This is a genomic window from Eubacterium ruminantium, assembly GCF_900167085.1.
In the GTDB taxonomy this organism is placed as follows: Bacteria; Bacillota; Clostridia; order Lachnospirales; family Lachnospiraceae; genus Eubacterium_Q; species Eubacterium_Q ruminantium.
This window is the reverse complement of sequence record NZ_FUXA01000003.1, coordinates 100,699-113,104: the sequence shown is the minus strand read 5'-3', so window position 1 is coordinate 113,104 and position 12,406 is coordinate 100,699. Positions and strand designations below refer to the sequence as shown.

The window sequence follows — 12,406 nt, the reverse complement described above, 5'->3', positions numbered from 1 at the left end:
GGGTGTTTATATGAAATACTTTACTACAGGGGCAAAAAGCGCATTGATTGACAAAATATCCATCGAAGAAGTCGGAATGCCACAGATGGTACTTATGGAAAGGGCCTCGCTTGGGGTTGCTGGGGCTGCTGCTGAATTTATTAAAGACAAAAAGCAGAAGATACTTACAGTCGTTGAAGGCGGCAATAATGGCGGCGATGGTGTTGCAGCGGCGAGAATCCTTAAAGAGAGAGGATTTAATGTGGATATTTTTTACATCGGCGGTATTAAAAAGACTTCAGAAGCTTTTTTGGAACAGATAAAGATAGCTGAAAATTGCGGCGTGAAGATATATAAGGCTTCGGACGATTACTCCCTTAAAAGCCTTTTAGTGGGCTATGATATAGTGATTGACGGAATATTCGGCGTTGGATTATCCAGAGAAATCGGCGGAGTTCAGGCTGAAGCGATTAATATAATAAATGATGCAAAAGAAGAAAGGCAGAATGATCTGGCGGTCATTTCGATAGATATTCCTTCAGGTGTATCAGCTGATAACGGAGAATTGCTTGGAGTAGCTGTTAAGGCTGATGTGACAGTAACATTTGGATTTACAAAGGTAGGAATGCTTTTTGGAAAAGGCAGAGAATATTCAGGAAAGATAATCCTTAAGGATATAGGGTTTCCTGCCTGTGCAGTGGAGAAAACGGCTCCTGAATATTATGGATTGGATATAGATGATATAAAGAAAATCCTGCCTGTAAGAAAAGATGATTCCAATAAAGGGAATTTCGGAAGGCTTCTTATAGTAGCGGGAAATGATTCTATTGCCGGTGCTGCTGTTATAGCTGGGCAGGCGGCATTTAAGGCGGGAGCAGGCCTTGTTAAGATATTTACTCATAAAGACAACAGAAATATCATAGGAGCGGCTTTGCCCGAAGCTCTGCTTGATGTTTATGAATATAATTCTGATTCGGAAGAATCATCTGATGGGACCAATCATTCTGCAGGAAAATGTTCGGGAAAAATCACTTCACCGGGCGGGGAACAATCGGGAGAAATCATTTCTTCAACAGATATAGAGTCACTCGTTAAATGGGCAACGGCAATTGCTATAGGTCCGGGGCTTGGAACAAGTGAGAAGAGCAAATATCTTCTTAAAGCAGTACTTAAGGCAGCATATGAAAATGATAAGCCGGTTGTAATGGATGCGGATGCCATAAATATCATTTCCGAAGATAGAAGCATTTTAAAAAATCTCAGATTCGAGGAGAAAAAATGGATAATTACTCCGCATATGTTGGAGATGGCAAGACTTATAAAAACCGAAGATGAAAATGCTAAAGATGCTCTCGGAAGGATTTTCAAGGACAGATTTGAAGTTGCAAAGTATGTTTCAAATGAATATAATATTATTTCGGTATTAAAAGATGCGAGGACCGTGGTTTCTGATGGAAGTTCAAGGTGTTTTATCAACACAAACGGGAATTCCGGAATGTCCAAAGGAGGCAGCGGAGACAGTCTGACCGGTATAATCGGAGCGCTTCTTGCAGAGGGAATGAAACCGCAGGATGCAGCGAGAGCCGGTGTATTTATCCATGGGGCAGCGGGAGATATAGCAGCTTTAAAGTGTGGAAGAACAAGTATGACAGTAACTGACCTTAACGGGGTTATAGATATGATTAAAAGATAGAGGCGGGATTATGCGAGATTATAATCGTATTGAGGCAGATGTTGATTTAGATTCTGTAAGATATAACATTGAAAAGATTAAGTCATTAAATCCGGAAGACAGAAAGGTGCTCCTTGTTATTAAAGCTGATGCATACGGACATGGGGCTGTGGAATTAGCTAAGGAATTTGATGATATAGCAGATTATTACGGAGTTGCATGTATAGACGAGGGAGTAGAGCTTAGAAATGCAGGAATTGTTAAACCCATTCTTATCCTCGGAAATACAGATGAATATGATTTTGAAACAGCGATCCAAAATGATATAACAATGGCTGTTTATAATGCTGAAAAATGCAATTTGCTTTCTGAAACGGCTTTAAAGATCGGCAAGAAAGCAAAGGTTCATATCAAAGCTGATTCGGGAATGAGCAGGATTGGTTTTCAGTGTAATGAAGAAGGTGTGGAAGAAGCATCAAAACTCCTTACAATGAAGGGACTCGATATAGAAGGCATTTTTACGCATTTTGCCAAAGCTGATACTGTAGATAAAAAGGATGCTATAGGTCAGAGAGACAGATTCATTTATTTTATAAATGCTCTTACTGAAAAAGGATTTAAGTTTTCTGTAAAACATATAGATAACAGCGCGGGAGCTATGGAGCTTCATTCAAAAGGGTTTGACATGATGCGTCTGGGAATAGTAATATATGGGCTGGAACCATCAGAAGAAATGGACAAGTCGGTTGAGATAAAACCTGCTATGACTTTAAAGGCTCATATTACTCATATTAAGACACTTGAGGAAGGCCGAGGCATAAGCTACGGTTGGACTTATGTGACCGACAAACCTATAAGAGTAGCTACTGTTTCTGCAGGTTATGCTGATGGTTATCCGAGAGCTCAGTCAGGAATTGGAAGAGTTATCATAAGAGGTAAATATGCGCCTATTCTCGGAAGAGTCTGCATGGATCAGTTTATGGTTGATGTAAGTGATATTCCTGAAGCATCTCTTAGGGATGAGGTTATTCTGTTTGGAACAGACGGAGATAAAAGTATCTCTGTGGAAGAAGTTGCTGAGCCTGCAAACAGTTTTAATTATGAGCTGGTTTGTAATGTCGCAAGACGTGTTCCAAGGGTATATTTTAAAAATGGCAGAAAAGTTAAAGAGATAAATTATCTGTTGGGTGAGGTGAAAAGCCACTAGATGTTTAAACGTAAAGATGAAGATAAAGTAGAAGAAGAGATATTATCCATTGTCGAAGAAGGACATGAACAGGGTGTGATTCACGAGGATGAGGCTATTCTGATTAGTAATGTTCTGGAATTTGATGATAAATGCGTCAGGGACATAATGGTAAGCAGGAGCAGGATATTTGCTCTTGATAAATCAGAAAAGATAAATGATGCACTTCCTAAAGTGCTTTTATCCAATTATTCAAGATGTCCGGTTTATGATGCTGAGATAGATAATATCATAGGGGTGCTGCATCTTAAAGATCTTATCGCGGCATATCTTAAGAATCCGGATGATACCATCGAAACTATAGTTAAAGATGTTATTTTCATTCATCCGACTTATGAGATATCAAAGCTTTTGAAAAGAATGCAGAAAGAGAAGAATCATATGGCTGTCGTTATTGATGAATATGGTCAGACAGATGGTATGGTAACTCTCGAGGATGTTATAGAAGAGATAGTCGGAAATATTTTCGATGAACATGATACAGAAGAAGATCAGGTCAGAAAGACGGCGGACAACGGATATGTTGTTGACGGACTTCTCAGCTTAAACGATCTTGAAGAGATACTTCCGGATATTGATTTCCCGGATGGTGAAGTTGAGACACTGAACGGATTTTTATTATATATGCTTGGTCGTCTTCCTGAGGAAAATGACAACATTAAGATCGATTACGGAGGGTATATTTTCATACCTATAACGATCAGAGATAATATGATAATGAAAGTGAAGATTGAAAAGAAGAATGAAAAGATTTCTGAGTAGATAAAAGTTCACTTTATAAATTAAAAACAATAAATCCAAATAATATACAGGATAAGGAGATATAAAATGTCAGGACATTCAAAATTTGCCAACATTAAGCACAAGAAAGAGAAAAATGATGCTGCTAAAGGTAAGGTATTCACAGTCATCGGAAGAGAGATCGTAGTTGCTGTTAAAGAAGGCGGCCCTGATCCAAATAACAACAGAAAACTCCGCGATGTTATCGCTAAAGCAAAGGCTGCAAATATGCCAAATGATACTATCGAAAGAGGTATCAAGAGAGCAACAGGTGATGCAAATGCAGCTAACTATACATACATGACATATGAAGGATACGGCCCTGCAGGAACAGCAATCATCGTTAATGCTCTTACAGATAATAAGAACAGAACAGCTTCTAACGTTAGAAGTGCTTTCACAAAGGGTGGCGGAAGCGTTGGAACAACAGGATGCGTATCTTATATGTTCGATCAGAAGGGTCAGATCATCATTGATAAGGAAGAGTGCAGCATGTCTGCAGATGAACTTATGATGGCAGCTCTTGATGCAGGTGCAGAAGACTTCGCTGAAGAAGAAGACAGCTTTGAAGTTATTACAACACCTGATGATTTCAGTGCTGTAAGAGAAGCTCTTGAAGCAGCAGGAGTAGCAATGGTATCTGCAGAAGTTACTATGATCCCACAGAATTATGTTTCTGTAACAAATGAGGATGATGTAAAGAAGATTCAGAGAATCCTTGATCTTCTTGATGAAGATGATGATGTAGAAGCTGTTTATACAAACTGGGAAGAGCAGGAATAATAGATTTTACATATCGTATATGGATATCATATAGAGTCGTATAAAATATACACAATTATAGCTATAAAGAGTAGTTATAAAAAGTTGTGAAGACAAATAAAAAGACCTCGAAATCAGCAAATTGGCCGGTTTCAAGGTCTTTTGTATTAGTTATTAAATACTGTTTCAGCAGCGTCTTTAATCTCTGCGGCAGCATCAGCTGCAGCTTCTTTAACTTCTTCAGCTGCTTCAGCAACCTTTTCGGAATCGAGAGATACATAATCTCTGTCAGCTGTTTCTCCGTCAAGGATGATTTCATCATCTGCTATATCTTCATCAGTAGCCTTGCTCCATGGAGCTTTTTCCTTGATGGCAGCAGCCTTTTCCTTGATAGTAGCGGTTGTATCTTTAGCTTTATCTTTGATAGTAGCGGTTTTATCTTTGACAACATTTTTTGCCTTTGAGATCTTTTCATCTACTTCGTATTTCTGATATGTCTTTGAAGTCTTGATGTCATCTCTGAAAAGGTAACAAATACCTGAAACTGCAGCAGCAGCGACAGTGAATTTTACGAGTCCCCCTAGTAATCCGTGTTTTGCCATAATACATTTTCTCCTTTTTCGTTTTTTGACTCAGAAAAGCCATAAGTCTAACTAAGATTTTAATACGCATTACCCCAAAATTCAAGTAACTTTTCTTGATAAGATTCAGCAGATGTGTTAAGATTTTCACTATGATAGATGAATTTATAGCGAAGAATAATTTAATAGATAAGGAACTTGGTTCCATTGGTAAAAGATATAATTTTATATCATTTTTGCGTTTTATTTCGTTTTTTGCTTCCGTGATCCTGCTCTATATGGGTTTGTCGGATAAGAAAAATTTATTATCGATTTTGGGTATCTCCGCAGCGGTATTATTTATCGTTTTTTTGAAGATCCATTCTGTTCTTGATGATAAGATGATCAATCTTAAATCAAAGAAAGAAGTAAATGAAGGATATATAGCAAGGTTTGATGGTAAATGGAGAGAATTCTCCGATAACGGAAGTGAATTTCTTGCGAAGGAAGATATGGTTTCCAGAGATATAGATTTACTTGGAAATGCATCCCTTTATCAATTTATTTCAATCGCACATACAGATAACGGTAAGAAGAAACTGGCTGATACAGTCAGTCTTAAAAAGTCTCATATAGATACAGTTAAAGAGAGAAATGAAGCTGTCAATGAGCTTTCGGGAAAGATAGATTTTCTTGTGGGCTTTGAGTCCGTATCAGCAAGAATTTCCAAGAGAAAACGTAGAAAGAGTCTTCAGGAGTTTGAAGAAAAGAAGGAGAAGTGTCCTTTTATCGTTCCGATACTTATGGCACTTATCCCGGTTGTGAATGCAGCTGTTATCATTATGGCAATTGCCGGTAAGGTTGATCCGAAAGTGATCATTTTCACAATGTTCGGATGCCTTTTAATAACAGAATTCTGCAGCGGAATAAGGAATAAATTTCTTTATCCTATTCACGTTCTCGGTAATGGTTCGAAGGATTATTATGCTTTACTTAAACTTATTGATGAAGAAGAATTTGACAGTGAGTTACTTAAGGATATCAAAGACCGTGTAGGTAAGAAGAATGGTATCATTAATGCGATTAAGAGTCTTATAAGATTAAGTGAGGCGGATAATATTTCATTTAATCCTATAGTTCACATGGCGCTTAATGCAACACTGGGATGGGATCTCTGGCTCACAATGTTTGCAGCCGGATGGAATAAAAAATATTCCGGTTCGATAAATGAATGTATGGAAGTTATCGGTGATGTTGAAGAATTATCAAGCCTTTCCATCATTTCTGTCGTAGGAAATACTTGTAAACCGAAAATTATTAAGGCTGATAATGCCGATAAAGACAGCATAATGATAGATGCGAAGGATGTATATCATCCGCTTATCGGTTGCATAAAAGCTGTTGCCAACAGTGCGAGTATCAGTAGAGGCGCAACTGTTATTACCGGATCGAATATGTCCGGAAAGACAACATTTCTCAGAACTCTTGCCATCAATATGGCATTAGCATATATGGGCGCAAATACATGTGCCGAAAGCATGAAACTGCCATTCATGAAGATATTTACTTCTATGAGAGTCATGGATGATGTAGCAGGAGGAATATCAACATTTTATGCTGAGATACTCAGAATCAAAGAGATGGCCGAATATATAGCCTCTTCACCTGAAATACCTGCAGCCTGCTTTATCGATGAGATATTTAAGGGAACTAATTCTGCAGATAGAATAGTAGGTGCGGAGAATGCTATAAAGAAGCTTTCAGAAGGAAGCGGATTCGTGGTTGTCACAACTCATGATTTTGAGTTATGCGAGTTAAAGATGTCTGATGGTAGAGATGTGAAGAATTATCACTTCGAAGAGTATTACGAAGATGATGAATTGAAGTTCGATTATATGATTAAGGATGGAAGATGTACAACAAGGAATGCCATGACTTTGTTAAAAATGGCAGGTTTGGTCTCATAATTTGTGAAAAAAGACGAAAATTTAGTCAAATTGCACATGATTTGTAGAAGATGCACAAAACGAATTATTAATATTCGCCAATTTGACGTTGACTATTCTTTCATAAAATATTAGAATTAATGACAGGGGTTAGGTTTGACCATAAGAATTTAAGGAGGAGATAGATATGGCTTTACCTGCAAATATTACCACAGGTAGTGATAACAATGTACTGTCAATAGCTGCATCTAACAATAAGGGTCTTCTTATAAGATTCCTTAATGAACAGGTTGAAGACGGTTTTTACACCTTGGTTATCGACTATCTGAAGGATAATAATTTCGATCTTAAGACAATGAAGGTTGACGAAGACGTCAAGGCTCAGTGCTCTAAGCTATATGAGCTTGGTGAATTTGTCGACGAGAACATCAAGGCAAAAGAAAAATATGAGATTGATGAGTGGATTGAACCGCTGTTCAATTTTGTATATGGAAATATCGATGCTTCCGACATCGATGCTCCTATTAATACAACAGGTATATATAGATTTAGTATCTGGCTGATTTATCTTTATCAGAGAGAAAAGTTCGGAGATGCAATGAAGCTTATCGGCGAGCGTATCGCACCGCTTCTTATCAACGTAAGTTACCAGATTCTCGAAGATGATGACAGACCAAAGAACTTTGATAAAGCTCTTATGGGATATCTGGATCTTATCAATGTTGTTATGGAGATGGGACTTCCAACTTCCATGGCTAACTCAGAAGCTTATCTCAGCAATCTTGAAGTTCTTTTTGATTATGTGGTTGAAGATCCACATGTCGGAAATGACTACAAGACACAGCTTTCAATCGGTATGTTCAATACATTTATTGCAAATAACGATTATCCGAAGGCATTTGAATTCTATGGTCTTAACTCAGAATTCATCCCTATCGATAATATGGCTGTATATGAGAGCTTTAAAGAACTTATCAGAAATGTCAATAATGCTCAGGATACAAGCGTACTCAGCAGAAATGTTATGACAACCATAACAAAGCAGGAGATTTACAATAAGAGAATTGATACTCTCATCAGTGAAGTATCAGCATTCATCAAGAAGGTTTATCTCTATATCGAAAACGAACCTGACATGAAGAAGAATCTTCAGATACTCGGTGCCGGCGCACAGCTTACCGGTAAGACGAATATCTTTGAAGGACTTTATGAATATAACCTCGTATTCTATGAATGCGGTATCAAGGAAATCGTAAATAGCGATGTTTCTACACGTTCATGGGAAGAGAAGTATGAGATCCTTGAGAAGCTCTATACAACACTTAATGTTGTATTCGATGGATATAACGTATATGAGCTTTCTAACAAGATCGAGCATCAGTATGTTGAACTTACATGGATTAATGATTACGTTAACGCTAACCCTACACTCCTTAAGCTTTTCTTCAGTGTAAAAGAGAAGATCAAAGCATTTAAGGTACGTAAGAATACAATCCTTGAGAAGTCAAAGACAAATTACGAAATCAAGTCAATGATCGATGATCGTCAGAAGACACTTGTATTTATGGCTGCTGAAGATATGATCGTGAATGGACTTAATGGCGGAAGAATCGCAATCATCAATAGTAATTACGATCCTAGAAAGGCTGAGAAATTCCTTCAGAAGGATTATAATGATGTTCCGGTTCCTGCTAAATATAAGAAGTCTGATACAGGAAGCACAGGCGGAAAACTCTTCGGTAGAAGTTCTCTTCCTGGAATGGATACAGATCTTAAGAAACTCCTTGAGGATTCTAAGATTGAAGAAATGCTTCTTAAGTCTGAGTGGCTTTGGTATCAGTATGAGGATAAGGGAGCAGAAAGCCAGACACCATTAGAGGCTACATACAGTGTAATCTGCCTCATCAAGGCTGTTGAAAAACTTCTTGATAAGAAGGGTGCTGGTCCTGTAATCAAGGCTGATCCTACTCCAAATAAGAAGGTGATCATTACTAAGACAGGTAAGGTTATCGAACTTTCAAATGAGGGAAGCTCATCACCGGTATCTGCTAATAAGATCTCTACACCTTCAGTTGTTGAGAATATCAACAATATCCAGAACGCTCTTAAGGATAAGTCAGACGAGAACGTTGAATATGTTAAGTCATATGTAAATGATTGGCTCAACAACGTTATGAAAGTTAAGTTTGACAAGGATACAATGCTTCCTCTCTTTGAAGCTGAAGAGCTTAGAGGAAAGACATTCCAGGTTCTTAAGAAGTTAAGAGCAGACATTATCTAATCAGTAAATGATTTTATAGATAAAAAAACTCAACCATCGAATGGTGGTTGAGTTTTTTTATTATGTCGAAAAAACATTTAACTTCTTTTGGTTTTCATTTTATGTTTCATAAGATATAACCAGATAATCGGTTTTTCGATAAGTCGTTTAAGGACTATCTGAATCTCTTCGTGTTTATCTATAGGTTTAACTAAGATAGAGTGGATACCGGCATTGTTGGCACCCCATATATCTGTATATAACTGATCGCCAACAAATATTGTATTTCCTTTAGTGGTGCCGAGTTTTTCCATAGCTTTTATATATCCTGAAGCTTTAGGTTTACCTGCTTTATAGATATATTCAACCTGAAGAAATTCATTGAAGGAAGCAACTCTTTCTTCTTTGTTGTTTGAAACGAGACAGATTTTAAATCCAATCTCTTTGAGTCTTTTCATAAGCGCAACTGATTTGTCATCTGATGCAAAATTATGCGGTACAAGAGTGTTGTCGATATCGAAGAGTACAGCGCGGTAACCAAGAGAATAGTACTGCTCGAAATCTATAGAATAAGTTGAATCATAATATTCTGTTGGAAATAAAAATTTAGACATAGTATTACCTGCTTTAAAGTATAGATTTTTGTAGATTTATATTTATTGATCCGATGCATTTTCGGATTAATTTATATTGATCTTACTGTTTGTCATTATGGAAGAATTCAAAAATTGATGAAGCTGTATTTTGAGGAATGTCAGGTACAGAGGAAAGTTCTTCCAAAGTGGCATTTCTCAGAGTGTCTATATTCTGGAAATGCTGCATAAGTATTTTTCTTCTTTTCGGACCTATTCCGGGAATGTCATCAAGTATTGAATGCACCTGTTCTTTGCTTCGGAGATTTTTATGATATTCAATAGCAAATCTATGGGTTTCATCCTGAAGGGCAGTGATCATATTCATAGCTTCGCTGCCTTTGTTAAACATGACTTCTTCATTCTTATAATATAAGCCTCTTGTTCTGTGGTTATCATCTTTAACCATGCCGCAAACAGGAATATTAAGACCAAGACTGTTAAGAACAGTTTCGGCGATATTTACCTGGCCTTTACCACCGTCCATCATGATAACGTCAGGAAACGCTCCTAGTTTATCATCTGTATATCTTCTTGACAAGACTTCCTTCATTGAAGCGTAATCATCAGGACCTGTTACGGTTCTGAGACGGAATTTTCTGTATGCATTTTTCTTAGGCTCTCCATTTTCAAAGACTACCATGGAAGCAACCGAAAGATAACCTGAGATATTGGAAATATCAAAGGCTTCCATGCGTGAAGCTTTTTCTATTCCAAGTATTTCCGCGATTTCTTCAACGGCACCGATGGTACGTTTTTCCTTACGTTTAATGCGCTCAATATCCTGTGAGAGAACGAGAGCGGCATTGTCGTGGGCGAGTTCAAGAAGGCGGACTTTCTCACCTTTTTGAGGATTGATTATAGTAACTTTATGGGAGCAACGCTCTTTAAGAAATTCCTCAATAAGCTCAACTTCGGAAACCGGAAATTCAGTTATGATTTCCTTCGGAATAAAAGGAGTGCCTATATAAAACTGCTTTATAAAATCCGAAATAATATCTTTTGAAGTATCTGTTTCATCATTTCTCATATGATGATTCTCGCGACCGATAAGCTGACCGTCTCTGACAAAGAAGATGGAGATTACGGTATCGGCTTTATTTCTTGCTATGGCAATTATATCTTTATCATCGCCGCCTGCGTCTGTTATACGCTGTTTATCCATTATATGCTTAATGCTTTCGATGAGATCGCGAGTCTTTGCGGCCTTCTCAAAATCAAGCTCGGAGGCATACTGCTTCATCTGTTCGGTAAGGAGATTCATCGTTTCCTTGTAGTCACCGTTCAGAAAATCCATAGCCTTTTTGACATTAAGATTATATTCTTCTTCAGAGATCAGATAATTGCATGGACCGCTGCATTCACCAATCTGGTGATAAAGACAAGGCCTTTCCTTCATTGCTTGCTCAGGAAGCTTTTTGTTGCAATGACGTAATTTATATAATTTGCGAAGAAGAGAAACGATATCTTTTACAGCTGCACGGTCGGTATATGGGCCGAAATATCTGGATTTGTCCCTGTGCATCTGATGAACCATGAAAATGCGAGGGATGGCTTCCTCAACTGTAACTTTAATATATGGATACCCCTTGTCATCTGTCATAAGCGTATTGTATTTCGGGCGGTTTTCCTTGATGAGATTGCATTCAAGGACAAGAGCCTCAAGCTCTGACGAAGTAATGATATATTCAAAATATGCAATCTGCGAAACCATTTTGATTATTTTCGGTGAGTTATTGTGACCATGACCATTTCGGAAATACTGTCTTACACGGTTATGGAGATTCACGGCTTTTCCCACATAGAGTATGGCTCCTGTGTCGCTGTGCATGATATAAACTCCCGGTGTTTTTGGAAGCTTATTTAATTCTTCTTCTATATTGAATATCTTCTTATCTGACATGAAAAACCTCATTTATTAAAAAACATCTGATATGAACAAACTCGTTTATTTATAAAAGTATCTGATACGAGTAATCTAATTTATAAAAAAGCTTGCATTGAAAAATCAAATCTGATATTATACTCTATTCCGATGATTTGCGGAATTAAGGTATATATTAATGACGCACCTGCCATTTATATACAAGATTAAAGTATATGTTAATGGTGCGCTTGCCATTTATCAAGTATAACATTGCATTGCGTTATCGGCAAATATTTGCTACAATTATCCCCGGCGTTCAGCCGGTGAAGAATTCATCCGACAGAGACTCTGTGATAAACCGGCGCGAACTATGTCGCACGTCCGACGAAGATTCAGTAGTGAACCGACTGAGAATACCTCGCTCATTCGACAGAGATTCTGTGATAATTCAGCCGATGGGAAGAAATATCGCATTTTGATAAAGGAAATAGGAAGGTGAGAAAATGAATTTACCGAATGATCCTATAATGCTTATGAGTTTTGTGAATACACAACTCAGAGATAATTATTCTTCACTCGATGACCTGACTTTAAGTCTTGGTGTAGAGAAGGAAGAGATAGAAAATAAACTTAAGGCTGCAGGATTTATTTATGATTCGCAACTTAATAAATTTATACAGGGCAACAATTGATTGGGTGTTT

At 37.6% G+C, this 12,406-nt stretch carries 10 protein-coding genes; 7 read left to right on the top strand and 3 right to left on the bottom strand.

The features are described 5' to 3' along the window. Positions 1-10 precede the first annotated feature (10 nt). The 4 genes from B5D25_RS00500 (at position 11) to B5D25_RS00485 (ending at position 4,460) form a co-directional block, all read left to right on the top strand. Positions 11-1,672, top strand: a complete 1,662-nt coding sequence (locus B5D25_RS00500) for an NAD(P)H-hydrate dehydratase (protein ID WP_078785792.1) — start codon at positions 11-13, stop codon at positions 1,670-1,672. 10 nt (positions 1,673-1,682) lie between these two features. Continuing rightward, positions 1,683-2,858 (top strand): alanine racemase, encoded by a 1,176-nt coding sequence (gene alr, locus B5D25_RS00495; RefSeq protein WP_078785791.1) that lies wholly within the window; start codon positions 1,683-1,685, stop codon positions 2,856-2,858. Further along, complete coding sequence (locus tag B5D25_RS00490) at positions 2,859-3,659, top strand: hemolysin family protein (protein WP_078785790.1); 801 nt, start codon at positions 2,859-2,861, stop codon at positions 3,657-3,659. Between the two features lie 66 nt (positions 3,660-3,725). Next, positions 3,726-4,460: a YebC/PmpR family DNA-binding transcriptional regulator gene (locus B5D25_RS00485; protein WP_078785789.1), complete on the top strand. Its 735-nt coding sequence runs from the start codon at positions 3,726-3,728 to the stop codon at positions 4,458-4,460. A 146-nt stretch (positions 4,461-4,606) separates the two neighbouring features. Here the strand turns inward: B5D25_RS00485 and B5D25_RS00480 are convergent, their stop codons facing one another. Next, a complete protein-coding gene (locus tag B5D25_RS00480; RefSeq protein WP_078785788.1) occupies positions 4,607-5,041 on the bottom strand; it encodes a hypothetical protein in 435 nt (144 codons plus the stop codon). 131 nt (positions 5,042-5,172) lie between these two features. Between B5D25_RS00480 and B5D25_RS00475 the strand changes: the two genes are divergently transcribed. Both B5D25_RS00475 and B5D25_RS00470 read left to right on the top strand, forming a co-directional pair. Beyond that, complete coding sequence (locus tag B5D25_RS00475; RefSeq protein ID WP_078785787.1) at positions 5,173-6,966, top strand: MutS-related protein; 1,794 nt, start codon at positions 5,173-5,175, stop codon at positions 6,964-6,966. Positions 6,967-7,132: 166 nt separating this feature from the next. After that, positions 7,133-9,226, top strand: coding sequence for a hypothetical protein (locus B5D25_RS00470; RefSeq protein WP_078785786.1), 2,094 nt, complete (start codon positions 7,133-7,135; stop codon positions 9,224-9,226). A 77-nt stretch (positions 9,227-9,303) separates the two neighbouring features. Here B5D25_RS00470 and B5D25_RS00465 read toward each other — a convergent pair whose 3' ends face one another. Both B5D25_RS00465 and uvrC read right to left on the bottom strand, forming a co-directional pair. Then, on the bottom strand, positions 9,304-9,819 hold the full coding sequence (locus B5D25_RS00465) for a YqeG family HAD IIIA-type phosphatase (RefSeq protein WP_078785785.1): 516 nt from the start codon (positions 9,817-9,819) through the stop codon (positions 9,304-9,306). 82 nt (positions 9,820-9,901) lie between these two features. After that, the gene (gene uvrC / locus B5D25_RS00460) at positions 9,902-11,740 is read right to left on the bottom strand and encodes an excinuclease ABC subunit UvrC (RefSeq protein ID WP_242870150.1); all 1,839 of its coding nucleotides are present in this window, start codon (positions 11,738-11,740) and stop codon (positions 9,902-9,904) included. Positions 11,741-12,207: 467 nt separating this feature from the next. On the opposite strand from uvrC, the gene B5D25_RS00455 reads away from it, so the two are divergent. After that, complete coding sequence (locus B5D25_RS00455) at positions 12,208-12,396, top strand: DUF4250 domain-containing protein (protein ID WP_078785784.1); 189 nt, start codon at positions 12,208-12,210, stop codon at positions 12,394-12,396. Positions 12,397-12,406 lie beyond the last annotated feature (10 nt).